At 66.0% G+C, this 26,318-nt stretch carries 23 protein-coding genes; 11 read left to right on the forward strand and 12 right to left on the reverse strand.

Annotation, left to right across the window (positions count from 1 at the left end; translation table 11 throughout):
- Positions 1 to 185: 185 nt before the first annotated feature.
- Positions 186 to 1,169: a serine O-acetyltransferase EpsC gene (gene epsC, locus JANGC3_RS0102660; RefSeq protein WP_017874939.1), complete on the forward strand. Its 984-nt coding sequence runs from the start codon at positions 186 to 188 to the stop codon at positions 1,167 to 1,169.
- Between the two features lie 73 nt (positions 1,170 to 1,242).
- Here the strand turns inward: epsC and bla are convergent, their stop codons facing one another.
- Positions 1,243 to 2,136, reverse strand: coding sequence for a subclass B3 metallo-beta-lactamase (gene bla / locus JANGC3_RS0102665; protein ID WP_081611736.1), 894 nt, complete (start codon positions 2,134 to 2,136; stop codon positions 1,243 to 1,245).
- 315 nt (positions 2,137 to 2,451) lie between these two features.
- Positions 2,452 to 3,102 (reverse strand): FMN-dependent NADH-azoreductase, encoded by a 651-nt coding sequence (locus JANGC3_RS0102675; protein WP_017874942.1) that lies wholly within the window; start codon positions 3,100 to 3,102, stop codon positions 2,452 to 2,454.
- A 100-nt stretch (positions 3,103 to 3,202) separates the two neighbouring features.
- On the opposite strand from JANGC3_RS0102675, the gene JANGC3_RS0102680 reads away from it, so the two are divergent.
- Both JANGC3_RS0102680 and JANGC3_RS0102685 read left to right on the forward strand, forming a co-directional pair.
- A complete protein-coding gene (locus tag JANGC3_RS0102680) occupies positions 3,203 to 4,069 on the forward strand; it encodes a LysR family transcriptional regulator (RefSeq protein WP_026132455.1) in 867 nt (288 codons plus the stop codon).
- Positions 4,070 to 4,102: 33 nt separating this feature from the next.
- The gene (locus JANGC3_RS0102685) at positions 4,103 to 4,831 is read left to right on the forward strand and encodes a pyridoxine 5'-phosphate synthase (RefSeq protein WP_017874944.1); all 729 of its coding nucleotides are present in this window, start codon (positions 4,103 to 4,105) and stop codon (positions 4,829 to 4,831) included.
- A 54-nt stretch (positions 4,832 to 4,885) separates the two neighbouring features.
- Here the strand turns inward: JANGC3_RS0102685 and JANGC3_RS0102690 are convergent, their stop codons facing one another.
- The 7 genes from JANGC3_RS0102690 to JANGC3_RS0102720 all read right to left on the reverse strand — a co-directional run bounded on the left by JANGC3_RS0102690 (position 4,886) and on the right by JANGC3_RS0102720 (position 12,317).
- Positions 4,886 to 5,368 carry a hypothetical protein gene (locus JANGC3_RS0102690; protein ID WP_017874945.1) on the reverse strand — a complete coding sequence of 161 codons (483 nt, stop codon included), beginning with the start codon at positions 5,366 to 5,368 and terminating at the stop codon, positions 4,886 to 4,888.
- A 75-nt stretch (positions 5,369 to 5,443) separates the two neighbouring features.
- Complete coding sequence (locus tag JANGC3_RS0102695; protein ID WP_017874946.1) at positions 5,444 to 7,006, reverse strand: methyl-accepting chemotaxis protein; 1,563 nt, start codon at positions 7,004 to 7,006, stop codon at positions 5,444 to 5,446.
- A 141-nt stretch (positions 7,007 to 7,147) separates the two neighbouring features.
- Positions 7,148 to 8,536, reverse strand: coding sequence for an LLM class flavin-dependent oxidoreductase (locus JANGC3_RS0102700; RefSeq protein WP_017874947.1), 1,389 nt, complete (start codon positions 8,534 to 8,536; stop codon positions 7,148 to 7,150).
- Positions 8,537 to 8,545: 9 nt separating this feature from the next.
- On the reverse strand, positions 8,546 to 9,373 hold the full coding sequence (locus JANGC3_RS0102705; RefSeq protein WP_017874948.1) for a MetQ/NlpA family ABC transporter substrate-binding protein: 828 nt from the start codon (positions 9,371 to 9,373) through the stop codon (positions 8,546 to 8,548).
- Positions 9,374 to 9,597: 224 nt separating this feature from the next.
- Complete coding sequence (locus JANGC3_RS0102710) at positions 9,598 to 10,260, reverse strand: methionine ABC transporter permease (RefSeq protein WP_017874949.1); 663 nt, start codon at positions 10,258 to 10,260, stop codon at positions 9,598 to 9,600.
- Complete coding sequence (locus JANGC3_RS0102715) at positions 10,253 to 11,089, reverse strand: methionine ABC transporter ATP-binding protein (protein WP_017874950.1); 837 nt, start codon at positions 11,087 to 11,089, stop codon at positions 10,253 to 10,255. The genes JANGC3_RS0102710 and JANGC3_RS0102715 overlap by 8 nt, the downstream gene beginning before the upstream one ends.
- 7 nt (positions 11,090 to 11,096) lie before the next feature.
- A complete protein-coding gene (locus tag JANGC3_RS0102720) occupies positions 11,097 to 12,317 on the reverse strand; it encodes an acyl-CoA dehydrogenase family protein (protein WP_017874951.1) in 1,221 nt (406 codons plus the stop codon).
- A gap of 224 nt (positions 12,318 to 12,541) precedes the next feature.
- Between JANGC3_RS0102720 and ssuE the strand changes: the two genes are divergently transcribed.
- The 5 genes from ssuE (at position 12,542) to JANGC3_RS0102745 (ending at position 17,184) form a co-directional block, all read left to right on the forward strand.
- Positions 12,542 to 13,216 (forward strand): NADPH-dependent FMN reductase, encoded by a 675-nt coding sequence (gene ssuE / locus JANGC3_RS28170; RefSeq protein WP_051068201.1) that lies wholly within the window; start codon positions 12,542 to 12,544, stop codon positions 13,214 to 13,216.
- A 61-nt stretch (positions 13,217 to 13,277) separates the two neighbouring features.
- A complete protein-coding gene (locus tag JANGC3_RS0102730) occupies positions 13,278 to 14,258 on the forward strand; it encodes a sulfonate ABC transporter substrate-binding protein (protein ID WP_026132456.1) in 981 nt (326 codons plus the stop codon).
- Positions 14,259 to 14,276: 18 nt separating this feature from the next.
- The gene (ssuD, locus tag JANGC3_RS0102735) at positions 14,277 to 15,425 is read left to right on the forward strand and encodes an FMNH2-dependent alkanesulfonate monooxygenase (RefSeq protein ID WP_017874954.1); all 1,149 of its coding nucleotides are present in this window, start codon (positions 14,277 to 14,279) and stop codon (positions 15,423 to 15,425) included.
- Between the two features lie 2 nt (positions 15,426 to 15,427).
- Positions 15,428 to 16,204 (forward strand): aliphatic sulfonate ABC transporter permease SsuC, encoded by a 777-nt coding sequence (gene ssuC / locus JANGC3_RS0102740; protein ID WP_026132458.1) that lies wholly within the window; start codon positions 15,428 to 15,430, stop codon positions 16,202 to 16,204.
- Between the two features lie 125 nt (positions 16,205 to 16,329).
- Positions 16,330 to 17,184: an ATP-binding cassette domain-containing protein gene (locus JANGC3_RS0102745; protein ID WP_017874956.1), complete on the forward strand. Its 855-nt coding sequence runs from the start codon at positions 16,330 to 16,332 to the stop codon at positions 17,182 to 17,184.
- Between the two features lie 50 nt (positions 17,185 to 17,234).
- On the opposite strand, the gene JANGC3_RS0102750 is transcribed toward JANGC3_RS0102745, so the two are convergent.
- Positions 17,235 to 17,618, reverse strand: a complete 384-nt coding sequence (locus JANGC3_RS0102750) for a YbaN family protein (RefSeq protein WP_026132459.1) — start codon at positions 17,616 to 17,618, stop codon at positions 17,235 to 17,237.
- 341 nt (positions 17,619 to 17,959) lie between these two features.
- On the opposite strand from JANGC3_RS0102750, the gene JANGC3_RS0102755 reads away from it, so the two are divergent.
- Positions 17,960 to 18,526 (forward strand): YceI family protein, encoded by a 567-nt coding sequence (locus tag JANGC3_RS0102755; RefSeq protein ID WP_017874958.1) that lies wholly within the window; start codon positions 17,960 to 17,962, stop codon positions 18,524 to 18,526.
- A gap of 157 nt (positions 18,527 to 18,683) precedes the next feature.
- Here JANGC3_RS0102755 and JANGC3_RS0102760 read toward each other — a convergent pair whose 3' ends face one another.
- Both JANGC3_RS0102760 and JANGC3_RS0102765 read right to left on the reverse strand, forming a co-directional pair.
- The gene (locus tag JANGC3_RS0102760) at positions 18,684 to 22,223 is read right to left on the reverse strand and encodes a Dyp-type peroxidase (protein ID WP_017874959.1); all 3,540 of its coding nucleotides are present in this window, start codon (positions 22,221 to 22,223) and stop codon (positions 18,684 to 18,686) included.
- 205 nt (positions 22,224 to 22,428) lie between these two features.
- Complete coding sequence (locus JANGC3_RS0102765) at positions 22,429 to 23,610, reverse strand: aminotransferase class I/II-fold pyridoxal phosphate-dependent enzyme (RefSeq protein WP_035788093.1); 1,182 nt, start codon at positions 23,608 to 23,610, stop codon at positions 22,429 to 22,431.
- 254 nt (positions 23,611 to 23,864) lie between these two features.
- On the opposite strand from JANGC3_RS0102765, the gene JANGC3_RS0102770 reads away from it, so the two are divergent.
- Together JANGC3_RS0102770 and JANGC3_RS0102775 are read left to right on the forward strand one after the other, a co-directional pair.
- Positions 23,865 to 24,056, forward strand: coding sequence for a hypothetical protein (locus JANGC3_RS0102770; protein WP_017874961.1), 192 nt, complete (start codon positions 23,865 to 23,867; stop codon positions 24,054 to 24,056).
- Between the two features lie 52 nt (positions 24,057 to 24,108).
- Positions 24,109 to 26,268 carry a phosphocholine-specific phospholipase C gene (locus JANGC3_RS0102775; protein WP_017874962.1) on the forward strand — a complete coding sequence of 720 codons (2,160 nt, stop codon included), beginning with the start codon at positions 24,109 to 24,111 and terminating at the stop codon, positions 26,266 to 26,268.
- The last annotated feature ends 50 nt before the right edge of the window (positions 26,269 to 26,318 follow it).

A 26,318-nucleotide genomic window follows, 5' to 3' on the forward strand; every position in this document is an offset into this window, starting at 1 on the left:
GGGATTTCCTGTCGGCCCAGGTCCGCCGCGCCGCCGCCGCGCGCGCGTCGATATGCGAATCGCACATATCGATCAAGGAAACGCTTCGTTCCGTTTTGCCGCAGGGGTAATTAAGCTGGACCGTCCGTCTTATCGCCGGTGGCGCGTGGCGCCGCCTTTTGCCGCAGCAAGCAAGGGATATACATATGAAACTCGATACCTTTGATCACTCCAGGCCGACGCCGTCGCGCTGGAACCTGGGCGCGATCATCGACGGCTTGCGCATCTCGCGCGAGGCCACGCACAACATCCGCCACCACGGCCGGATCCGCGAACTGCCGTCGCGCGAGGTTCTGACCGGCATCGTCAACGGCCTCTCGGCGGTGCTGTTCCCGACCCATTACGGGCGCCCCAACCTGACCGACGAGAGCATCGACTACTTCGTCGGCGACACGCTCAACACGACGCTGAACCGGCTCACCGAACAAGTCCGGCGCGGGCTGCTGTTCTCGTCGCAGAGCGAGGCGCCGGACGGGCCGAACGACGCCGCGCTGGCCGAGCGCGCCGACGAGATCACGCGCGACTTCGCCGCCGGCCTGCCGGCGATCCGCGCGCTGCTGGTGTCGGACGTGCAGGCCGCCTTCGCCGGCGACCCGGCCGCCACCTCGGTGGCCGAGATCATGCTGTGCTATCCGGGCACCATCGCGATTCTGTACTACCGCCTGGCGCACAGCCTGCACCGGCTGGGCGCGCCGTTCCTGGCGCGCCTGATTTCCGACATCGGCCACTCGCTGACCGGCATCGACATCCACCCCGGCGCGCATATCGGCGCCAGCTTCTTCATCGACCACGGCACCGGGGTGGTGATCGGCGAGACCGCCATCCTGGGCCAGCGCGTGCGCCTGTACCAGGCCGTGACGCTGGGCGCCAAGCGCTTCCCGGCCGACGCCACCGGCGCGCTCGTCAAAGGCATACCGCGCCATCCGATCGTCGAGGACGACGTCGTCATCTACGCCGGCGCGACCATCCTGGGCCGCATCACGATAGGCGCCGGCTCCACCGTCGGCGGCAACGTCTGGCTGACCCAAAGCGTACCGCCGGGCAGCAACGTGTCGCAGGCGCAGATGCGCAACGACGACTGTCCCGAGCTGAAGTTCCGTGAAGCCGCAGCTTTAAAACCAACGGCGTAACCCCGGGGTTTGGCCCGAATGCCGCTACGTTAAGATTTTGTAGGTCGGCTGCGGGGGCCGCCGAGGCAGCGATTCAGCGTTCCGTCGCGATGCGCTTGGTCAACGCGTCGCGCGCGGCCGCGACATATTTGCGGCAAGCCTCAGGATCGACAAACGGATTCTTGCCCGCCTCGCGCGGCTTGGCCTGTTTAGTGAACAGCTCGGCGTCCGTATGCCCGGTCAGCATGATGTCGCAGGGCAGGGCGGCCAGCGTCGCGTAGCTGCGCTGGAAATCTTGCAACGCGTTCGGATAGTCTTCGCTGGCGCCGAACTTGAAGCCCTTGCGTGAGTAAGGGTTGAGGCTGTCGGCGAATACCACGTTGGCGCAAACCTTGCCCTCGCACGACTTCCAGCTCCAGCTCAAGCCGCCGGGCGAGTGCCCCGGCGTGACATGCGCGGTGACCTCGATGGCGCCGGCCGCGATGGCTTCGCCGTCGTGCGCCAGACGCATGTCGAGCACCGGCGCGTACGGCGTCGCCGCGCCGTATTGCGGATCGTCCGGCCCGACCTGGCCGGCCGCCAGGGCCAGCGCGGCGGACGGGCTGGCGACCACCAGCGCGCCGCTCAGGCGTTGCAACTCGGCGATACCGCCGGCGTGGTCGAAGTGCGCGTGCGAATTCAAAATCAACTTAATATCGTCGAGCTTGAAACCGAGCGCGCGGATGTTGGCGGCGATCAGCGGCGCCGACTGCGGCAGCCCGCCGTCGACCAGCACATGGCCGGACGGCGACGTGATCAGCACCGAGGCGAGGCCCGTGACGCCGACATAGTAAGTGTTACCGAACACCTGGAACGGCTTCTGCGGTGCGTTCCATTGCGCACACAGCTCGCAGGCCGGGGCAGGGTCGGCCCGGGCGTGGGCGCTGGCGAGCAGCGCGGCGGCCAACAAGGCGCCGCGGACAAGGCGAAAACGTGATGAATGGGACATGGCGTGCTTCTCAAAGTTAGCGGTCGGGCCGGGAGTGCCGTATGCTGCCACGGAAGTGTCAATGAAGCAACGGCATAAGCTCACAGGCCAGATTTTGTAGTCGGGTTAGCCCAAGGGGCGTAACCCGCCTGGCGTCGGCAGCGGCAAACAACTCCCGGTTCGCCCAGGCCTTGTAATCGAACAGTTTTCCCATGAAATCGTTAGCTTGCATAGCATCCCTCTTTGAATAATCGGTAAACGCGTGTGCATCTTAGACTTTTCTGGATGAAATATTCGATCAAAATATAGCTATTTTTAAAAGATATTTTCTGTGACCTATGTCAGGTTGCCAGCCATCGTCGCCGCCAACTGGCGCGCCTCGGCCTTGGCCGCGTCCCTGGCCCCGGCGTCGACATCGCTTCCCATAATGGTTTTCTCGACAATCAGCGCGTGCACGTCGTCGACGCCGACAAAGCGCAGCCACGCCTCGACGTACGGCTTCTGGAAGTCGAAGCGCTGCGCCGGCGTGCTCGAACCGGCCGAAAAATCCATGCCCCGGGCGTAGACGACGACGGCGCGCTTATCGCGCAGCAGGCCGCTCAAGCCGGTATCCGGGTCGAAAGAGAACAGGATGTCCTTTTGCGACACCAGGTCGATGAACTGCTTGAGCTTGTACGGAATACTGAAATTCCACAGCGGCACCGACAGCACCAGCACGTCCGCCTCGTGCATGCGCGCGGCCAGCGCGCCCAGCGTGGCCCAGGCGCTTTCCTGCTCCGCGCTCAACGGCGTGCCGCTCAAGCCGGCGTACTTCGCCGCCATCGCGTGCTCGTCGAACTCGGGCAGCGCGCCGTCCCACAAGTCGAGCGTGCTCACCTGCGCGTCGGGGTGCGCTTCGCGGTAGGCGTCAATGTAGGCGAGGGCGACCTCAAGCGAGGCCGAGCGCTCTTTACGCGGCGAGCAGGCGATGTGCAGCAATGTGGTCATGCTATTTCCTTGTGGCGTGGTTGGAGAACGCCATTGAAACATAGTCTATTTCAAAATGTAAATTGAGTTATTATCGACAATTCAGTTCAATTTGAAATATATGTTCGATACCGTCCTGCTCAAAACCTTTGTCGCCGTGGTGGACGAGGCCGGCTTCAGCCGCGCCGCCGAGCGCCTGCACCTGACGCAATCGGCCGTCAGCGGCCACCTGCGCCGGCTCGAAGAACAGGTCGGCAAGCCACTGCTCAAGCGCACCACGCGCTCGCTTGAACTGAGCGCCGACGGCGCGCGCCTGATCGGCTACGCCCGCGCCATCCTGGCGCTGAACCGCGACGCCGCCGCGCAAATGGCGGGCGCCGACTACCACGGCCGCGCGCGCGTCGGCATCGCCGAGGACTTCGCCGACACCGGCGTGCTGCGCGCGCTGCACGCCTTCGCCGACGAATATCCGGGCATCGAAGTCGAAGTGCAGGTCGGCATACCCGGTGACCTGCTGCGGCAAATGAAGCAGGGCGCGCTGGACATCGTCGTCGGCTCGCAATGCGGCGGGCCGGAGCGGGGCCGCCTGCTGTGGCGCGAGCCGCTAGTGTGGGCGCGCGCGGCGCACGCCAGCGTGACGCTGCCGTCGCCGCTGCCGCTGGCGCTGTTTCCGGAACCATGCCCGTACCGCGAGGCGGCGCTGGCCAGCCTGGCGCGCTGCGGCATGGCCCAGCGCACCGTCATGGTCTGCAACAGCATCGCCAGCCTGCGCGCGGCGGCGCTGTCCGGCTTCGCCGTGGCGCCGCTGGCCGCCAGCCGCCTGGGCGAGGGCCTGGTGGCGCTGAAGGCGGAGCAAGGCTTGCCGCCGCTGCCCGACGTCGAGTTCATGCTGTTCGTCGCCGAGGGCGGCGACCGGGCGATGCTGGCGGCGCTGGCCGAGCGAATCGTTGACAGTTGCCGTCCCCTTGGCGCGATAAATTTGCAATAATGCTGACATCGCCGAATTTGATGATCGCCCAACATGACCCTGTTATCCGTCAATATCAATAAAATCGCCCTGCTGCGCAATTCGCGCGGGCGCAACTTCCCCGACGTGGCGGCGTTCGCCGCGCGCTGCCTCGACCTGGGCGCGCACGGCATCACGCTGCACCCGCGCGAAGACCAGCGCCACGCGCGCTATTCCGACGTCAGAGAACTGGCCGCCCTGTGCGCCGCGCGCGGTTGCGAATTGAACGTCGAAGGGTACCCGTCCGAGCAGTTCCTCGACGTGGTGAAAGCGGTGCGCCCCGCGCAATGCACGCTGGTGCCGGACGCGCCGGGCCAACTGACCTCCGACCATGGCTGGGACATCGTCAAGAATGCTGAGTTGCTGAGCCGCGTGATCGGCGAGCTGAAACCGCTGGGCATCCGCACCAGCCTGTTTGTCGATTACGATTACGCGCATTTCGAGGCCGCCGTTGAGGTGGGCGCCGACCGCGTTGAGCTGTACACCGAACCGTACGCAGAGCACTTCGGCACCGCCGAGGGCGACGCGATCTACGCCGGCTTCGGCCAAGCGGTGGTGCGCGCGACCGCGCTGGGCCTGGGCGTGAACGCCGGCCACGACCTGAACCTGGAGAATCTGCCGCACTTCCTCGCCATTGGCGGCGTGCTGGAAGTGTCGATCGGCCACGCGCTGGTGGCCGAGTGTATCGAATCAGGCATGGAAAAGGTTGTTGGTCGCTACAGCGAGATCGTAGGTGGCCGCTAACGCCCCATTGCGGACGGTCACGGCCGCCATACTTGACGAGGCCGATCAGCCTCGCTACTGGCACTCTTCGTTAAAGATGCGTGTGTAGTTTGCGAACTCTGTACGGGCGAGATCTTTCTCAATGACTGCCTTCGCCACCTCGAAGTCAACAACGTAACTACAGACCTCCATTGACCCGCTACCAATGCTTCCCCCGTCACACGTTCCTATGCCAGTCCAACCTAAAGTCTCATTCATTCGATCTTCAAGCCGATGGCGTTTCTCGACGTCGTTGCTCGTACCCATACCATCGACTGCGTATTCAATAAGCAGAGTATGGTGATCGTCCATGTCGACGGAATGAAATCCCTGCGTAACCAAACGATCTATTTCTTTTTGAATTGCCTTCTCAGCCTTAGCGAACAAGGTAGAGCGAACGTTTCTGGATTCTCCCTTCGTACCGAGTTCGCCCCAATGAATGGTGTACGCGCCACTATCGTCCTGCCAAGTCTCCCAGTACTCTTTTTTCCCATCGGCGAAACGATACAGCTTCAACATAGATATTCCTTTAGTCCATACGGCGGCTTCAATCTATGATTGTCTGCTGTTGGCCGCAGCCAGCCCGCCAGCCCGCTAAGCATGCTCATGCCGCACAAGCTTAAACACGCTAACCGCCCGCGCCAGTTTAGCCGACTGGTCCTGCAGCGATTCCGCCGCCGCAGCAGCCTGCTCGACCAGCGCCGCGTTCTGCTGGGTCACGGTGTCCATCTGGCTGATGGCCTGGTTGATTTGTTCGATGCCGTGCTCCTGCTCGCCGCTGGCCGTGGCGATTTCGCCCATCACCAGGGTGACGCGCTGCACGCTGGCGACGATCTGCTCCATGATGGCGCCGGCCTGGCCGACCAGCGTCGAGCCCTGTTCGACCTGGGTGACCGAATCGCCGATCAGCGTTTTGATTTCCTTGGCCGCCGCCGCCGAGCGCTGCGCCAGGTTGCGCACTTCGGAGGCGACCACGGCGAAGCCGCGGCCCTGTTCGCCGGCGCGCGCCGCCTCGACGGCGGCGTTCAGCGCCAAAATATTGGTCTGGAAGGCGATGCCGTCGATGACGCCGATAATGTCGGCAATCTGCTTCGACGAGGCGTTGATGCCGCCCATCGTCGCGACCACCCGGGCCACCAGCGCGCCGCCCTGGCGCGCCACGTCCGAGGTCGACGCCACCAGCGCGCTGGCCTGGCGGGTGTTGTCGGCGTTGTGCTTGACGGTCGAGGTGATCTCTTCCATCGACGAGGCGGTTTCCTGTAGCGAGCTGGCCTGTTCCTCGGTGCGCGCGGACAGGTCGAGGTTGCCGGTGGCGACTTCGCTGGAGGCGGTGGCGATCGCATCGGCGCCGCCCCTGACGGTGCCGACGATGCCGCGCAGCGAGTTGTTCATGTCCCGCAAGGCCAGCAGCAGCTGGCCGGTTTCGTCGCCGGTCTGCGCGACGATGTCACCGCTCAAGTCGCCACTGGCGACCTTGCGCGCCGCCGCCACCGCCGTTTGCAGCGGCTTGACGATGCTGCGCGTGATCAGCGTGGCGCAGGCGATGCCGAAGGCGGCCAGCAGCGCGATCAGCAGCAGCATCAGCGTCAAGCCGGTTTGATACTGCTTTTCGATGTTTTGCGCGTTGGCGTTGATGCTCTCGCGCTGCATCGCCAGCAGCGCGCTCAGCGCCTCGTTGTATTGCTTCGCCGCCGGCAGGAATTGCTGCTCCATCAGGCGCGCCGAGGCGTCCGCGTCGCCGCCGCGCTTGGCCGCGATGGCGCCGTCGCGCGCCTTGATGTACAGCTTGCGCGCTTCGCCGACGTGCTCGTAGGCGGTCTTTTCGGCGGCGCTGGCAAGCAGCGGTTCGATGGCTTTCTGGATGTCGGTGATGCTGGCGCTGGTGGCGGCGATGTCGGCGGCGAAGAAGCTCGCCAGCGTGTCGTCGGCGCTGCGCACGATGGACGTGGTGCGCAGGATGTTGCTGGCGGTGTTGCGATACCAGTCCGAAACGAAGCGTTCCTTCGCCAGCGGCTGTTCGGCCATGGTGCGGGTTTCGATGGCGACGGTGCGTAGTTGCCAGATGCCGACCGCGCTGGCGGCGATCGCCACCACCAGGATCGAGGCGAAGCCGCCGAACAGCCGGGTGCCGATGTTAAAGTCGGTTATTTTCATCATGCGTCTCGATTCTGAACTGTGATTGACGATGTTGCTCCCGGCAAGATGCCGGTTGTCGCACGACAGGTATCGATCGGATACGCAGGATCGCAGCAACAGGACACGCTGTATGCGCGTCCTGGATTAGTTTAATGTAAATAGTTAATCTATGGAAACCTTTTCTGCGGCGTCGATGCGCACCTGCCGCCCCGGATGCGCCGCCGGCAACCGCGGCCTCTGGCCGAACAGTTGCTGGCGCAGCACGCCGTCGCCATATTCCTTGCGGTAGCGCCCGCGCCGCTGCAGTTCCGGTACGATCAGCTCAACGACGTCGCGCATGCTTTCGTCGGCCACCGCGAAGGCCAGGTTGAAGCCGTCGATGCCAGTGTCGTCCATCCACGACTCCAACTGGTCGGCCACCTGCACCGGGTCGCCGACGAAGACCGGGCCGCGCCCGCCGATGCCGATGAATTCGGCCGCCTCGCGCACCGTCCATTTGCGGTCCGGGTCGGCCTGGCTGAACGAGGCCAGCGCCGAGCGCCCGGCGTCGGACTCGATGTAGTCGATGGTCGCGTCCAGCGGGAAGCGGCTGAAGTCGACGCCGGTCCAGCCCGACAACAGCGCCAGCGCCGCCTCGATGTCGACGTGGCCGCGGTACTCTTCGTACTTGGCCTGCGCCTCGGCCGCCGTGGCGCCGGTGACCACCAGCGCCTGCGCGTAAATCAGCAGGGCCTCGCCGTCGCGGCCGGCCGCGCCCACGGCGGCGCGCAAGTCGTCGGCGTAGCGCTTCACCACCGCCTTGCTCGGGCCGCTGACAAAGGTGCATTCGGCGTGGCGCGCGGCGAAGGCGGTGCCGCGCGCCGACGTGCCGGCCTGGTACAGCAGCGGCGTGCGCTGCGGCGACGGCTCGCACAGGTGGATGCCGGGCACGCGGTAGTAGCGCCCGGCGTGGTTGATCGGATGCACGCGCGAGGGCTCGGCGTAGACGCCGCGCGCCTTGTCGTTGACGACGGCGTCGTCGTCCCAGCTTTTCTCCCACAGCTTGTAGACCACGTCGAGGTATTCGTCGGCCAAGTCGTAGCGCTCGTCGTGCCCGAGCTGGCGCTCCAGGCCGAGGTTGCGCGCCGCGCTGTCGAGGTAGCCGGTGACGATGTTCCAGCCGATCCGCCCGCCCGTCAAATGGTCCAGCGTCGAGAGGCGCCGCGCGAAGCTGTACGGGTGCTCGTACGTCAGCGCGCAGGTGACGCCGAAACCGAGCCGCGTGGTCGCCTGCGCCATCAGCGGCACCAGCGCCAGCGGGTCGTTCAGCGGCACCTGCACGCCGCCGCGCAGGGCCGCGTCCAGCCCGCCCTGGTAGACGTCGTACACGCCCAGCACGTCGGCCAGGAAGATGGCGTCGAAGCGGCCCGCCTCCAGCAGTTGCGCCAGTTCGATCCAGTGCTGCGGATCGGTGTAGCGGTGGCTGGTGTCACGCGGATGGGTCCACAAGCCGGGCGACTGGTGGCCCACCGTGTTCATTTGGAAGGCGTTGAAGCGGATCGTTTTGCTCATGGTCCGGTGTTACTTCTTCGCGCTTTGCAGGGCCAGCTGGTAGTCGGGCTTCGAATAGCCGGCGAAGTGCTTGTTGGTCACTTCGAGGAATTCGCGCGAGCGGTAGGCCGCCGCCAGGTCCTTGGCGAACTGCTTGTCCTTGTCGCCGGTGCGCACCGCCACTAGGTTGATGTAGTTCGCCGAAATCTTCTCGGCGATCAGCGCTTCGGTAAGTTTGATGCCGGCCGCCAGCGCGTAGTTACCGTTAATGAAGGAGTAGTCGGTGTCGCCCAGCGAGCGTGGCAGTTGCGCCGCCTCCAGCGGGATGATCTTGATCTTCTTCGGATTGCCGACGATGTCCTTCTCGGACGCGCGCACCGGGTCGAAGTTGGCGCGCAGCTTGATCCAGCCCAGTTGGTCCAGCAGCACCAGCGCGCGCGCCTCGTTGCTCGGGTCGTTGGGAACGCCGACGCTGCTGCCTTCCTTCACTTCGTCGAGCGACTTGTGCTTTTTGCTGTAGATAGCGATGGGCGCGGTTGGAATCGTCACCAGGTCGGTCAGCGCCAGCTTGTGTTCGGTGGCGAATTTGTTCAGGTAGACGATGTGCTGGAACACGTTGGCGTCGAGCGAGCCTTCGGCCAAGGCGAAGTTCGGTTGCACGTAATCGTTGAACTCGACCAGTTTGATCTTGTAACCCTGTTTTTCCAGGATCGGCTTGATGCCCAGTTTGATCTGGTCGGCGTACGGGCCGGCGCTGGTGCCAATGACGATTTCCTTCGGGTCCTTAGCGGCGGCGAAGTTCGCGGCCAGGGCCAGGGTCAAGGCGCTGAGGATCAGGGTGCGGCGTGCGATGGTCATGGTGTTTCCTTTAGTTTGGGGTGAATGTGTGGGTGTTGATGGGTCAATTAAATGCAGGGCCGTTGCCGATAAGTTGGCGCAATTTTCGTAGGTCGGGTTAGCCGGAACGGCGTAACCCGACAACGTTGGCCTGGAGCAGCGCGGCACGCTTCGGCCAACATGGTCGGGTTACGCCCTTGCGGGCTAACCCGACCTACGACACGCTAACTTAATGCCCCCGGCCCTCAGCGTTTGTCGAGGCGCTTGGCGATGCGGTTGCCGGTGAACTGGATGGTTTGCACGATTAGCATCAGCACCACGACGGTGGCGACCATGACGTCGGTCTCGAAGCGGTAGTAGCCGTAGCGGATGGCCAGGTCGCCGATGCCGCCGCCGCCCACCACGCCAGCCACGGCCGAGTAGGACAGGAAGCTGATCGACAACACCGTCAGCGCCAGCACTAGGCCGGCGCGCGCTTCAACGAGTAGCACGCGCAGCACGATTTGCAGTTCCGAGGCGCCCATCGCGTGGGCCGCCTCGATGACGCCGCGCGGCACTTCGCGCAGGTTCTGTTCGACCATGCGGGCGAAGTAGGGAATCGCGGCGAACGACAGCGGCACGGCGGCCGCCAGCGGCCCGATCGAGGTGCCGGCGATGACGCGGGTGAAGGGCACCAGCGCGACCAGCAAAATGATGAACGGGAAGGAGCGCACCGCGTTGACGAACCAGCCGAGTATCAGCGCGGCGGGGCGGTTTTGCAGCGACTGGCCGTCGGCGATCAGGAATAGCAGCACGCCGAGCGGGCCGCCGATGACGACCGCCGAGGTCAGGCCGATGGCCAGCATGGTCAGGGTCTGGCCCAGCGCGGTCCACAGCTCGGGCAGCATGGCGATAATATTTTCAAGCATGTGCGCGCTCCTTGAATGCGGTCGCTTCGAAGGCGGGCGTGCCGTAGTGGGCCAGCTCGCGCCCCAGCGCGGTCTTGCGCACGGTGCCGGTGTCGGCCAGCGCGAATTGCTCGGCGATGGCGCCGTCCTCGATCACCGCGACGCGGTTGCAGATGGCGCCCAGCACCGATAGCTCGTGGCTGACGATGACGATGGTGACGCCGAGGTTCTTGTTGATGTCGCGCAGCGTGTCGAGCAGCGCGCGGGTGGTTTCCGCGTCCAGCGCGGAGGTCGGCTCGTCGCACAGCAGCACCGCCGGCCGGCTGGCCAGCGCGCGGGCGATCGCCACGCGCTGCTTCTGGCCGCCCGACAGTTGCGACGGGAAGCTGTCGGCTTTGCCGCTCAACTCGACCAGCGCCAGGCATTCGTGGACGCGGGCGGCGATGTGCGCGCCCTTCAGTTTGCCGTGGATGATCAGCGGGAAGGCGACGTTGTCGAACACGCTGGCGTTTTGCAGCAGGTTGAACTGCTGGAAAATCATGCCGATGTTCTGGCGCGCGTCGCGCAGCTCGCGTTTGCCCAGCGCGGTCAGCTCGCGCCCGGCCACGGTGACGCTGCCGCTGTCGGGCCGCTCCAGCAAATTGAGCAGGCGCAGCAGCGTCGATTTGCCGGCGCCGCTCTTGCCGATTAGGCCGAAGACGTCGCCTTCGCGCACGTCCAGCGAGACCTTGCGCACGGCGTGGAATTGTTCGCCGCGCGGCAGCGCGAACGATTTGCTGGCGGCGTCGACGCGAATGACGGTGGCCCGCTTCGCGTCCGGCAGCGCGGATAGGTTGAGAGGTGTGCTCATATTTTTCTTAGGAGTAGGCGGTGGGTTCGGGCAGCGTGCCTTCAAGGGCAAAACGCCCCAGGTCACGGTACTTGTAGTCGATCGGGTCGTGCAGGGTATGCACGCGGACGTTGCGCCAGAAGCGGTCGAAGCCGTATTTGGCCGAGGTCGAACGGGCCCCGGTCAGCTCGAACATCTGGCTGCTGATCTCGACGCCGGCGCGGTGCGCCAGGCACTTGGCCTCGGCCACGGCGACCGCCAGTTCGCCGCGGTCGCGGGCGCTGATCAAGGCGCCCTTGTTGAAGACTTTGTCGAGTTCGACGCCGGCGTGGTCGGCCAGCAGCACGGCCGGGCGCAGCAGCATCCACAGTTGGCCGTAGCGGTGTTGGATCAGCGGGTCGGCGCTGGCCTTGGCGACGCCTGAGGCGAACCAGGCCTTCGCTTCGTCGCGGGTGTAATTGCGCGCCGCCTCGAAGGCGCCCTCGGCGATGCCCAGGTACAGATTCGTCATGATCAGTTGCGCCACCTGCGAGCGCAGCGTGGCCTGCGGCGTCGCTTCCTGCGCCGGCGCCTGCAACACCAGTTCGGCCGGCAGCGCAACCTGGGTGAAGTGGACGTTGCCGCTGTCGGTCTGGCGCTGGCCGAAGGCGTCCCAGTCCGGCTGCACGGCGACGCCGTCCTGGCGCGTCGGCAGCACGCCGATCAGCGCGCTTTGGCTAGGCGCGTGCCAGGCCGACACCGTCAGCCAGTCGGAGCCGACCGAGCCGGACGAGAAGCTCTTGATGCCGTCGAGCGTAAAGCCGTCGGCGGCGTCGGCGGCGACGGTGCGCTTGTCGAGCGGGTTCAGCGCGTTACCCCAGAACAGGCGCTGCTGCACCGTGTCGCTGAGCAGGCGGCGTTGCTGCCGCGCGCTGCCGTACAGGCGGATGCCGGCCAGTTGCAGGTGGTGGAAACCGAACACGTGGGCCAGGGCGCTGTCTGCCCGCGCCAGGATGCGGATGGTTTGGTAGACGGTGGCCCAGTCGGCGCCCTGGCCGCCGAATTCGCTGGGAATCGACAGCGTCAGCAGGCCCGACTCGCGTATCCATTCGCGTTCCCGGGCGGCGTGGCCGCCGGCCTGGTCGCGTTCGTTGGCCGATTCGGCCAGGCGTGCGGCCAGCGCCGTGGCGACCTGGATCGGATCGTTCGAAGGGGGTGCGGAAGCGTCTGCATGGAGTCCATGCTGCGCCTTGATGAATGCTTTTGACATTGTGCAAAGCCGTTTGTAGTGGAATCGGTGGCGCAGTATTGCAGTGCACAACGGCGTTTGTGAACGATTAATTCCGTCTTTGCTTATGCGTAAATCCGAAGTGCACGCCCGTGGCGATATCCAGAAAACACATATCGAAGCGCGAAAGCATTCGTTCTGAATTTGCCGCGCCGGACTTAATCTGTCCTCTGAAACGACGCACCACCATCACGGAGAGATCGCACATGAACATACTATTATTAAGCGGTAGCCCGCAGATTCCATCCAGCTCCAGCCGCCTGCTGTTGCACGTCGGCGAGCAGATGGCGCTGCACGGCCACCGCACCAGCAAGCTGCATGTGCGCGACCTGCCGGCCAAGGCCTTGCTGCACGCCGACTTCGCCGACGTCACGATAGCGCGGGCCATCGCCGCCGTCGCCGCGGCCGACGCCGTCGTCATCGCCACGCCGGTCTACAAGGCCTCCTACACCGGTATCCTGAAAGCCTTCCTCGACCTGCTGCCACAAGACGGCCTGGCCGGCAAGCTGGTGCTGCCGCTGGCCACCGGCGGTAGCCAATCGCACATGCTGGCGCTGGACTACGCGCTGCGCCCGGTGCTGCACGCGCTGGCCGCCAAGCACGTCCTGACCAGCATCTATGCCACCTCCGAGCAGCTTGAATGGAGCGAGCAGGGCGGCCTGGCGCTGGCGCCGGCGATCGCCGCGCGCGTCGGCGCCGGCGTCGAAGAACTGACGGCGGGACTGCGCACGCTGCGGCTGGCGCGCGCCACCGCGCCGCAACCCGACATCGATACCAGCGCACGGCCGGGGCGGTCGTTAAAGGACCTCCCGTACAGCCAGGTGCCGCCAACCCAATTAGAGCCAGAGACAGCGAGCCGGGGTGAGCCCCTCGGGGTCTGATCCCAGGGTCACGCTTCTGGTTCTAAATCTACATCGCGCCCCCGAACATTCAAGGAAAAACATGAGCACGCGTCACGAAATTCGCCTATCCCGCCGCCACGTATTGGGTCTGCTGTCCGCCGCCGCGGCCGGCGCGCTGGCGGCCGGCCTGCCCGGCGCCGCGCTGGCCCAGTCCAAACCGGTGCTGCGCATCGGCTACCAGAAATACGGCACGCTGACCCTGCTGAAAGGCCGCGGCACGCTGGAAAAACGCCTGGCCGCCAAAGGCGTCGACGTCAAATGGACCGAATTCCCCGCCGGCCCGGTGCTGCTGGAAGGGCTGAACGTCGGCAGCATCGACTTCGGCACCGCCGGCGAGGCGCCGCCGATCTTCGCGCAGGCCGCCGGCGCTGATTTGGTCTACGTCGGCAACGAGCCGCCGTCGCCGTCGAGCGAGGCGATCGTGGTGCCGAAGGATTCGAAAATCCGTACGCTGGCCGATTTGAAAGGCAAGCGGGTGGCGCTGAACAAGGGCTCCAACGTGCATTTCCTGCTGCTCAAGGCGCTGGAAAAGGCCGGCGTCGGCTACCGCGAGATCGAGACCGTGTTCCTGCCGCCGGCCGACGCCCGCGCCGCCTTCGAGCGCGGCAGCGTCGACGCCTGGGCGATCTGGGACCCGTTCCTGGCGGCCGCCGAAAAGCAGTTGGGCGCGCGCGTGCTGGCCGACGGCAAAGGGCTGGTGTCGAACCACCAGTTCTACCTGGCCGCGCGTTCCTACGCCGAAAAAAACCAGGAAATCATCCGCATCGTCATCGACGAACTGGCCAAGGTCGACGAATGGGGCCGCGTCAACCAGAAGGAGGTCGCCGCCGTGCTGGCGCTGCAAACCGGACTTGATCCGGCCATCCTGGAACTGGCCGCCGCGCGCTACGCCTATGGCGTCAAGTCGGTCACGCCGGACGTGGTGGCGCAGCAGCAGAAGGTGGCCGACGCGTTCTCGGCGCTGAAGTTGATCCCCAAGCCGATCAACGTCAAAGACGCGCTGCTGTCATTCAAGTTGTAATGTAAAAGGAAGAGAAAAATGTCGTTGAATGTCTTTTGGTTTATCCCTACGCACGGCGACAGCCGCTACCTTGGCACCACCCAGGGAGCGCGCCCGGTCAACGCCGACTACCTGCGCCAGTGCGCGGTGGCGGCCGATACGCTCGGCTACGACGGCGTGCTGCTGCCGACCGGACGCTCCTGCGAGGACGCCTGGGTGGTGGCGTCGTCGCTGATCAGCGTGACGCAAAAATTGAAATTCCTGGTTGCGATCCGGCCAGGCCTGACGACCCCGGGCCTGGCGGTGCGCATGGCCGCCACCTTCGACCGCCTGTCGAACGGGCGCCTGCTGATTAACGTGGTGACGGGCGGCGACCAGGGCGAGCTGGAGGCCGACGGCCTGTTCGCCGACCACGCCAAGCGCTACGAGATTTCCGACGAATTCATCCGCGTCTGGCGCGCCACGCTGGCCGGCGAGGGCGGCGCCGCCGGCTACGACTTCGAGGGCAAGCATATCCAGGTGCGCGGTTCCAAGACGCTGTACCCGGCGGTGCAGAAACCGTATCCGCCGCTGTACTTCGGCGGCTCGTCCGAGCCGGCGCACGAGCTGGCGGCGGAGCAGATGGACGTCTACCTGACCTGGGGCGAGCCGCCGGCCGCCGTGGCCGAGAAGATCGCCGACATCCGCGCCCGCGCCGCCAAGCGCGGCCGCACGGTGCGCTTCGGCATCCGCCTGCACGTCATCGTGCGCGAGACCAACGAGGCGGCCTGGCGCGCCGCCGACGAGTTGATCAGCCACCTCGACGACGACGTCATCGCGGCGGCCCAGGCGGCGTTCGGCAAGATGGATTCGGAGGGCCAGCGGCGCATGGCCGCGCTGCACGGCGGCCGCCGCGACAAGCTGGAAGTGTCGCCCAACCTGTGGGCCGGCGTCGGCCTGGTGCGCGGCGGCGCCGGCACCGCGCTGGTGGGCGACGCCGAAACGGTGGTGGCGCGGATGCAGGAATACGCCGACCTCGGCATCGACACCTTCATCTTTTCCGGCTACCCGCACCTGGAGGAATCGTACCGCTTCGCCGAGCTGGTGTTCCCGCTGCTGGGCAAGGGCAGGGACCACGGCGAGCAGTCGCTGAGCGGCCCGTTCGGCGAAGTCATGGCGAGCAACATCCTGCCGAAAAAGGCGGCTTGAGCATGCGCGCCGGCCGCGTCAAAAGCGGGTTCGAGGCGTTCGCGCCGTGGGCGCTGCCGGCCGCGCTGGTGCTGGCCTGGCAGGTAGCGGCGCAGGCCGGCTGGCTGTCGAGTCGCATCCTGCCCGAGCCGTGGGCCGTGGTTAAGGCGTTCTGGAACCTGGCCGAATCGGGCGAACTGTGGGTGCACCTGAAGACCAGCCTGTGGCGCGCCACGGTCGGTTTCGCCATCGGCGCCGGGCTGGGCCTGGCGCTGGGGCTGCTGACCGGCAGCGTGAAACGGGCCGAGACGCTGCTCGACACGACGTTGCAAATGATCCGCAACATCCCGGCGCTGGCGCTCATTCCGCTGGTGATCCTGTGGTTCGGCATCGACGAGACGGCGAAGCTGTTTCTGCTGGCGGTGGGCGTGTTCTTCCCGGTCTACTTGAACACCTTCCACGGCATCCGCTCGGCCGACCAGGGCTTGATTGAAATGGCCAAGAGCTACGGCCTGTCCGGCTGGCCGCTGTACCGCGACGTGATTTTGCCGGCGGCGCTGCCGTCGATACTGGTCGGCGTGCGCTTCTCGCTGGGACTGGTGTGGGTGCTGCTGATCGTCGCCGAAACCATCTCGGCGCAGGCCGGTATTGGCTACATGACGATGAACGCGCGCGAATTCCTGCAAACCGACGTTGTGCTGGTGGGGATACTGCTGTACGCGCTGCTGGGGAAATTCGCCGACGTCTTCTCGCGCCGGCTGGAGCGGTATTGCCTGCGCTGGAATCCGGCTTATCGCTGAACTGGAACCGTCGACGCCAGTCGGGTTACGCCCTGGCGGGCTAACCCGACCTACGAATAGCGCTAACTCGTAGCCGGGTCTGACCCCAGGGTTACGTCGACGCCGCCTAACTTAACTGGATATATATGATCTTCGCACCCGCCCAACTTGAATCCGACTTCCTGTCGCTGCTGATTCCAGCGGCCGTCGCCGAGGCGCCGCCGCGCGTTCCCAAGGCGCGCCAGGGCGTGCCGCTGACCCTGCGCGGCCTGTCGAAAGCCTACGCCGCGCGCACGGTGCTGAAAGACGTTGGCCTTGAACTGGCCGCCGGCGAATTCGTCGCCGTCGTTGGACGCAGCGGCTGCGGCAAAAGCACGCTGCTGCGCACCATCGCGCAATTGGAGCAGCTCGACGCCGGCAGCATCGTCGTCGGCAGCGGCCGCAGCAAGCCCGAGGTCCGCATCATGTTCCAGGAGGCGCGCCTGCTGCCGTGGAAAACCGTGCTTGACAACGTCGCGCTGGGTTTGCCGCGTTCGGTCGGCGCGGCCGCCGCGGCGCTGTGGACGGTGGGGCTGGCCGAGCGCGCCGACGACTGGCCGGCGGCGCTGTCGGGCGGCCAGCGGCAGCGCGTCGCGTTGGCGCGCGCGCTGGTACACGAGCCGCAATTGCTGCTGCTCGACGAGCCGCTCGGCGCGCTCGACGCGTTGACGCGGATCGAGATGCAGCAGTTGATCGAATCGCTGTGGCTGACGCGCGGCTTCACCGCCGTGCTGGTCACGCACGACGTGGCGGAGGCGGTGGCGCTGGCCGACCGCGTGATCCTGATCGAGGACGGCCGCATCGCGCTCGACGTCAAGATCGACCTGCCGCGCCCGCGCGCGCGCGGCAGCGCGGCGTTTGCCGCGCTTGTGCAACGCATACTGGCGCATGTGCTGGAGCATCCGGCGGTCGTGGAGCGGGCGGCACCGACGCCGCTGGCGCAGCTGCGCTGGGCGATTTGAGATGCTCGTTAGCCCGCCAGGGCGTAACCCGACATACGACACGCTAACTTTTAGTCGGCGCCGTCGGGCCGCTCGGGGAAGGGGCCTTCGGGGCGGCGCAGCAGGTAGTTCAGCACCAGCAGTTCGGTGGCGCCGACCAGCGCGATTACCCACCACGGCGGCGCGCCCGCGCACATGATCGCGAAGCCGATGGCCATGCCGATGCACGCCATGCGTTTGCCGCGGCGCGAGACGGCGCGGTGTTCGCGCCACTGCCGTAGCGGTGGACCAAAACGCGGGTGGTGCAGCAACCAGTGTTCCAGCCGCGGCGAGGAGCGGCTGAAGCAGGCCAGCGCCAGGATCAGGAAAATCGTCGTCGGCATCACCGGCAGCAGCGCGCCGATCACCGCCAGCACCATCATCAGCGCGCCCAGCGCGCCATAGCCCCAGCGCATCAGCCGGGCCGCGCGGTCGCCGCGGGGCGCAGTGGCTTCTGCTTGCGTCGCCGGTTGCGTCATGCGGACGCGCAGCCGATGTGGTGGCGGGGCGTGTGGGGGGCTGCGTTCATGTGCTTCCTGTGATGTGTTTGCTACGGATTTTAACCGCTGCGGGCGCCGGCCGATCACGGCACGAATCATTATCGATTTTCTCGATGATAAGTACGTAAACTTTACGTTTTACATCGATCTTTAGTGAAGGCATAATAGCCGTCACTAAAGCGCACCAGCGCGGCATCGAGGCATTGCGCTTGGGCTGTGAAAACTGAAGTATCAACCACCATACTGGAGTCTGACCCATGAAGCAATTGCTCGTCTTTATCGCCGCCGCCGGCATCTCGCTGGCCGCCGTCGCCGCGCCGGAAACCTATGTTATCGACAGCACCCACACCGCGGCGCGCTTCGAGTACAGCCACTTCGGTTACTCGACCCAGCAGAATCGTTTCGACACCACCGCCGGTAAAATCGTCATCGACCGCGCCGCCAAGACCGGCTCGGTCGACGTGGTTATCGACGCCAAGTCGGTCAACACCGGTTACTCCACGTTCAACAACCATATCCAGGGCGAGGATTTCCTCGACACCGCCAAGTTCCCAAGCATCACCTACAAGTCGAGCAAACTGAACTTCGTCGGCGACAAGCTGGCCTCGGTGGACGGCAACCTGACCATCAAAGGCGTGACCAAGCCGGTGACGCTGAGCGTAACCTCGTTCCAGTGCATGCCGCATCCTATGGTGAAGAAAGACGCCTGCGGCGCCAACGCCGTGGCCAAGATCAAACGCACCGAATTCAACGCCGGCAAATACGCGCCGAACGTCGGCGACGACGTTACGCTGACCTTCGCGATCGAATCGATTAAAGAGTAAGCGCGGCGGATGACAAGAATGGCGGCCCGGTTTTGTCGGCGCCGCCATTTTTTATGGGCGTTCGCGTTGGCGCGGACTGGCCCCGCGCGCCGCTGCCACGCGCGCGCGGCGGCGCGCGGGCATGGCTGTATCCGGCGTCGAGCGGCGACAGCGGAACTCAGGGCGTGAAGTATTGCCGCCGCTGGTGCTGGCCCTGGTGCACCGGGAACATGGTGGCGTAGAACTCGGTCCAGCCGCCCATGCGCACCCGCACCAGGTTGTAGCGCTCGGGATCGTTGGTCGCCGCCTGGTAGGTGCCCAGGTCGGCGCAGGTCAGCGTGATCAGGTTGGAACCGGTCTCGCCGCGGGCGTAGGCTTTGACGAAGCGTTGCAACTGGTCGAGCGGGAAATCCTCCTCGATGTTCATGTCCACCGGCGAGGCGTTCGACAGGCCGTGTTCGATCGATTCGACGCGCCAGCTTTGCAGCGACTGGTAGATGTTGCGGAAGGCGGGCGCGGCCGGCAGGTCTTGCGGCGCCGGCACCGGCGACAGGTCGGAGGCGATCGGCATGCCGTTGCGGCGCCCGTCGGCCGAGGCGCCGCAGCCCAAGCCGTCGCCGACATAACCCTCGAAGGTGCCGATGCCCGGCGTGATGACGAAGTCGAACTCGCCGTAGGTCTGGGCGATGCCCGCCAGCGCGCCTTGCAACGCCGGGTGCGGCTTGCGGATCACCTCGACGCAGGTGCGCACCAGGTTGTCCATCACCCAGGTGCCGAGGGCGTCGACCTCGCTGTGGCCGCTGCCCCATTTCGGCAGCGCCAGCGCGATGTCGCGCAGTTCCTGGTAGCGCCGGCCGCGTTCGCCGGCGTCGGCCGCGCCCAGCAATTGGCTCTGGTAGGGCTCGACCATGGTGTAGCCCCAGTCGTTGATCAGGCAGTCGAGCAGTTCGGGCAGGGTGGTGACGGCGGTGGCCGGGTCGAACACCAGTTTTTGGATCGCGTACAGCGAGTCGATGGTGTTCGAGGCGCCCACGCACAGCGGCGCGATCATGTTGAACTTGGCGCCGCCGTTGGTCAGGTCGCGGCCGGATTCGGTGCAGCCTTCGATCAGCGCCGATAGCAGCGGGCTCGGGCAGATGCCGGCCAGCGCGCCGAAGCCGCTCAGGATGGTGTTGTAGCTCTGGATCGTGATCCATTCGAGCTGGCGCAGGAATTGCTCTTGCAGCATGGCGAAGCTGGCGATGGCGGCGGCCGGCGGCGAACGGAAGGTCTGTTTCAGGCCGCGCAGGTAGACCGGGCCGGCCGCGCCGTAGCAGGCGCCCTGGTTGAGCGCCTGCTCCAGCGCCGTCATCGGCGTGACGTTGTTGAAGGAAAAGCCGGTGGCGCCGGCCAGCATCGGTTCGTAGCAACCGTCGGCGGCGTAGTTGCGCGACCAGGCCAGCGAAACGTCGCCGGAATCGCGCAGCGCCTGGCACAGGCGGTCGTCCTGGTAGAGGATCGGATGGGCGCCGCCGGCCAACAGGCATTTGGCGGCCTCGTCCATGATCTCGTCGGGAATGCCGTCGTACACCCGCAGCGACAGCGTCGGCGCGTTGACCGGGATGCGCCGCGCCGCCTTCAGGCACAGCATCGTCACCGGGTTCACGCCGCCGGTCGGCAGCGCGTCGTCGTTGGCGACGTAGCCGCCGACGGTGATTTGCTGGACCCACTGGTTGATGCCGCCGCCCTGGGGGAAGTTGCCGCCGTAGCCGCACACGGCGGTGGTGCCGTAGTTGACGTAGTCGGTGATGTCGGCGCGGTTGGCGAAGGCGTTTTCACCGATTTTCAGCCACAGGCAGTCGATGATGTCCTGGGCCCGCTCGGGCGTGACGTTGTCGAGGCGCAGCAGCGGCCACAGGATCTGGTCCAACCGCCCCAGCGACGTCAGTTCGCCGACCAGGTGCAGGCAGCAGTGGAAGGAGTACACCAGTTGCACGCCGTCCTGGAAACTGGCGGGCGGCTGCTCGCGCAGGCGGCGCAGGCGCGCGGCCACGGCGCGCATATTCTCGGCGCCGTCGGCGCCGCTGTCGCCGGCGGCGTCGGCGGCGGTGGCGGCGGCGTCGGCCAGCTCGGCCCAGTTGGCCAGGTAGCCTTGCACCGCTTGCAGCGACACCAGCGCCGACTGGTGGAACTGCAGCTGGTCGCGCGCGGCGGCGTCGTCGGGCTTGCCGCTCAGCCGGCTGGCGCTGGCGGCGACGCAATCTTGCATCTCCTCAATCAGGCCGTTCAGGCCGCGCTGCACCAGTTTCTCGTAATTCGGCACCACGTGGCCCATCGCCGACCACTCGTTCAACTGGCCCTTGAGCCAGGCGGCCACGGTTTCATCCTCGCTCAGGTAGGGCAGCACTTCCTTGCCGCGGCCCAGTGTGAAGTCGGGAATCACGCCGACGATCAACTCCTCCGGGTAGATGCGCAGCAAGCCGTTGTGGCGGGCGATCTCGGAACCCGGACTCGACAGCAAGTCGGTCAGCGTGTAGCGGTTGGCGTTGGCCTTGCGCAGCGCCACCGGCTGGTCCGGCGCGCCGGCCGCCGGGTCCAGTTCGGCCAGGTGCGGCAGGCGCGGGAACGGGGTGCGCTTGAGCCAGCCGTCGGACCAGTGCGAGAAGGTGCGCGCGAGCAGGGCCAGCAGGCGCGGCGACGGCGGATCGCCGGCCACGTACTTGCCTTCGCTCATCTGGTGCAGATAGTCTTGCGAGTTGTAGAACATGTAGCCGTTCGGGCTGCGCACGTTCCAGTGTGGGTCTTCCCGCACGTCGTCGAGGGCGGCCGACGGCACCGACAGCTCGCGCGCGTTCGGCACGTACCAGTAGCTGCCCGCGACGCCTTGCACCACGCTCATCAGGCGGTCGGCCGGGCGGTCCGGGCGTTCGCCCATCATGTGCCGGATAATGGTTTCAAAGCGCGGCTGGGCGCCGCAGAAGCCGACGAACATCAGCCCTTTTTCGCGCGCGGCGCTGCCGGCGTGCTCGCCGAAGGGCAGGGCCTGGCGCAGCAGCTTGAGGTTGTCGCCGTTGCTGTCGAGCACGTGGACGCGGTGGATGTGGGCGTTGCGGTCGTGCTGCGGCAGCATCGCGCCGTGGGTGTCGCGGCCCAGCATGGCGTCCTGCGCGTCGGGCAGCATGTCGGCGATGCTGCCCCATTCGAACAGGAATTTTTGGGTGAAGCCGAAGCTGGCGCCGCGGAACTCGCCGTCGACCAGGATGTCGCTGGCCAGGCTGACGGGATCGTTCGGATTGGTGATGCCGTCGAGGTAGCGCCCGCCCATGACCTTGCCGTCCGGGCGCTTGCCCAGCGGTAGGATTTCAATCTCGACCGCGAGCGCCTCCAGCGCGGCGCGCACCTCGCCCATCAGACGGGCGGCGGTGGCGGCGCTGCCCGACTTGACATACAGCAGCACGTCGCCGCCAGTGTCGCGCAGCTTGGGCGAGTTGTTCAGCACCGTGCGCGAGACCGGAATGTCGCGCCCCTGCCAGCGGCCCCACAGCTCGGGGTTGAAGGCCGCCACTAGGCCGGAGTTGTCGGGCGCCGCCTTGGCCTCCCTGGCCAGCAGGCGTATCAGTTCGAGCAGGGTCTGCTGGGTCGCCTCGGTGTGGTCGCGCAAGGTGATGGTGGCGATCTGGCCGAACACGGCGCGCGTCAACAGGCCGTATTGGGAGTGCTGGATGGCGTCGAACAACATGGCATGATCCTTTTCGTGGCGCGGCGGCGCCGGGAATGGTTGTGTGGGTTGTATTGCTGCAAGGAAAACAATTCTAATATAGTATTTACTGGAATTGTTGATATTTCATTTCCGGGGAACGAAAACGAAGGGCGTCGTTGGCGGTGGCGCAACGGACGCGGCTTTGAGCCGGGAATGGCGGACCACTGGCCCGGCTCAAAGCGTGTTACGCGCGCTGAAATTGCGTCATGAAGCGTTGCAGCCGGGCCAAGGCTTCGTTCAGGTCGGCGCTGGAGGCGGCAAAGGACAGGCGGACGTGCTCGGCCGCGCCGCATTGGCCGAAGTCGTTGCCCGGGGTGAGGGCGACATGGACCTCGTCGAGCGCGCGTTCGCAAAATTGCATCGAATCGAGTCCGGTGGCGGCGACGTTGAAGTAGACGTAAAAGGCGCCGTCGGGCGGCACCGGCACCGGCAGGCCGATGCGCGCTAGGCCTTCGAGCACCAGCGCGCGCCGGGCCACCAGTTCTTCGCGGCGCGACTCGCAGATGGCGATTGTTTCGGGAAGGAAGCATGCCAGGGCCGCGTGCTGGGCCAGCGTCGACGGGCATATATAGTAGTTCTGCGCCAGCCGCTCCAGCACCGGGATCATCTCGGCCGGGGCGATGCACCAGCCGAGGCGCCAGCCGGTCATGCCGAAGTACTTGGAAAAGCTGTTGATGACGATGGCGCCGGGGTCGATGGCCAACACGCTTTGCGCCGGGCGGCCGGCGGCGTCGGCGTCGGCCAGCCCCAGATAAATCTCGTCGACGATGCGCCAGGCGCCGTGGCTGCGCGCCAGTTCGCAGATGGCGGCCAGCTCCTCGGGCGGCACCGAGGTGCCGGTCGGATTGCTCGGCGTCGCCACCATCAGGCCGCGGACGTCGTCGGACCAGTGCTGGCGCACCAGGGCCGCGTCGACCTGGTAACGCGTCGACGCGTCGGTCGGCACCAGCGTGACGTCGGCGCCAAAGCTCGCCAGGAACTGCCGGTTGCATGGGTAGGACGGGTCGCCCACCAGCACCTTGTCGCCCGGATTGACCAGGGCCGCCGTCACCAGCAGCAACGCCGCCGAGGCGCCGGCGGTGACGACCACGCGCGCGGGGTCGATCTGCACGCCGTAGGTCGTGTCGTAGTAGCGGGCGATCGCCTGCCTCAGCGCCGGCAGGCCCAGCGCCGACGTGTACGGCATGGCGGTGCCGCGCAGCGCTTCCTGCATCGCGTTCACGACCGGAAGCGGCGCGCCGAAATCGGGTTCGCCCAGGCTCAGTTTGATGACGCGATGGCCCTGCGCTTCCAGCGCCGCCGCGCGGCTGCCGAACTCCATGGCGAAAAATGGCGCGACGGCGCGTGCCCTGTCAGAAAATTTCATGTTCATGTTTTAGCGTTTTCCTTGTTGTGTACGCCGGGCATGGCGAGCGCGGGGTTCGTCCCGGCGCCTTGCCGCAGGGTCCATGGCCGGTATTTTAACGCGGGCGAAGCCGTCGGCGGCCTGGCTTTTCCTGGAATGTTCAGGCTGTCGCGCGCAAGTCACCGTGACGTAATATTTTCTTAATATTATCCTGCCTGCAAGCGAAGCGGCCGCCTCGTTCCCGATACTCCATCCCTGCCATGAAAGAAGAACCCATGTTGTCCCCGACCCCGACACGCCCCTCGCGCAGCCACGGCGCCCGCTTTGTGCTCGCCGCGCTGATGTGCGCCACGCTCGCCGCCTGCGGCGACAGCGCCGAGCCGCCGCCGCCAGAAAAGCCGGCCGACACCTCCGATCCGGCGCGCAACTGTAGCGTCAAATCGCCCAACAACCGCTGCGCGCCCTGACTCCGCCACGCTCCCGTGCGCGACCATCCATCGCCAAGAAGAAAAATTATCCATGACCAATGACAATAGACGCGCCTTCCTGCGCAAAGCCGCCGGCGCCGGCGCCGCGGCCGCCACGCTTTCGCTGTTTCCGCCGGCCATACGCCGGGCTCTCGCCGTGCCGGCCAGCAACCGCACCGGCACCATCAAGGATGTCGAGCACGTCGTCATCCTGATGCAAGAGAACCGTTCCTTCGACCATTATTTCGGCACCTTGAAGGGCGTGCGCGGCTTCGCCGACCGCTTCCCCATCCCGCTGCCGGAGTCCGCCGCCATCGGCAAGCACAACGTCTGGTATCAGCTCAACGACAGCAACGCCGCGTTGCCGCGCGTAATCGCGCCGTTCCGCCTGAACACACAGCAATCCTTCGACTATATGCGCGTGTCGGGTACGCCGCACTCCTGGCCGAACGCCCAGGACGCGTGGAGCAACGGCATGCTCGACAGATGGCCTACCTATAAGCAAAACCATTCGATGGGGTATTTCACGGAAGCCGATATTCCCTTCCAATTCGCGCTGGCGAACGCGTTCACGATCTGCGACGCCTACTATTGCTCCTTCCAGGGCGGCACCAATGCGAACCGGGTGTACGCGTGGACCGGCGCCAACGATCCCTTGCAGCAAGGGCACGGCCCGGTGATCGGCAATAGTTACGACAACCTCGACCACGATCCGACCGGAGGCTACGCCTGGACCACCTACCCGGAGCGCCTGCAGGCGGCCGGCGTCACTTGGCAGGTGTACCAGAACATGGACGACAACTTCACCGACAATCCGCTGGCCGGCTTCCGCAGCTTCCGCGAATCCTACGCCGGCGGGCGCAGCGCCGATCCGCAACTGCGCGAGCGCGGCCTGAGCACGCGCGACATCGACATGCTGAAGCAGGACGTGCAAAACAATAAGTTGCCGCAGGTTTCCTTTATCGTGGCGACGGCCGAGGGTTCCGAGCATCCCGGGCCGTCCAGCCCGGCCCAGGGCGCCGACTACACCGCCAGGGTGCTGGACGCGCTCACCGCGAATCCGGAGGTCTGGAGCAAGACCGTGCTGCTGCTGATGTTCGATGAAAACGACGGCTTCTTCGACCACGTGCCGCCGCCCGCCGCGCCCTCGTACGTGCGCTGGAATGCCGACCCGGCCCAGGCGACGCTGGCGGGCGCGTCCACCGTCAGCACCGCCGGCGAATACCACAATTTTGCCAGCGCCGAGTCGGGCGAGTCGGCCGCGCTGATGCACCGGCCCTACGGCCTGGGGCCGCGCGTGCCGATGTATGTGATCTCGCCGTGGAGCAAGGGCGGTTGGGTCAATTCCCAGGTGTTCGACCACACCTCGGTGATCCGCTTCCTGGAGCAGCGTTTCGGCGTGATGGAGCCGAACATTACGCCGTGGCGGCGCGCCGTCTGCGGCGATTTGAGCAGCGTCTTCAACTTCAGCGATCCCGACGGCGCCGCTTTCGCCGCCGCCTTGCCCGACACCAAGGCGCTGGCCCAGCGCGCCAAGCTACTGAGTTCGACGCGCACGCCGATCACGCCGGCCTTGCCGGAGCTGCCCAGCCAGGCCAGCGGCACCCGGCCGTCGCGGGCCTTGCCCTACGAGTTGCACGCCAGCGCGCGCGTCCACGCCGACACGGTGCAGGTTGAACTGTTGTTCGCCAACACCGGGACGGCGGCGGCGGTGTTCCATGTCTATGACAAGATGAATTTGAAACAGGTGCCGCGCCGCTACACGGTGGAGGCGAACAAGGATTTGAAGGGCGCCTGGGCGCTGGGAGATCAACTCGGCGCTTACGATCTGTGGGTGCTCGGTCCGAACGGCTTCCACCGCCAGTTCAGCGGCAACGCCAACGCGTCGCGCACGGGGCCGAATCCCGAGATCCAGGTATGCTACGACGTCGTTAATGGCAGCGTGACGGTGAAATTGCACAACACCGGCGCCGCCGCGGCCACCTTCTCGGTGGGCGCCAAGGCGTATTTCGATCCGGCGCCGTGGATTGTCAGCGTGGCCCCGAACGGGACGGCGGAGCAGACCTGGCCCTTGTGTGACTGCGGCAACTGGTATGACTTCCTTGTGCAGGTGAAGGAGTTGCCGGCTTATGCGCGGCGCTTCGCCGGCCGTGTCGAGACCGGTAAGGACGGGATCAGCGATCCCGCGATGGGGGGCTTGGCCGTTAGCTGAAGCGCCGGGCCGCCGCCGACGCCGGTCGGCTTACGCGCCGCGCGCTAACC

Source organism: Janthinobacterium sp. CG3, from assembly GCF_000344615.1.
GTDB lineage: Bacteria > Pseudomonadota > Gammaproteobacteria > Burkholderiales > Burkholderiaceae_D > Janthinobacterium.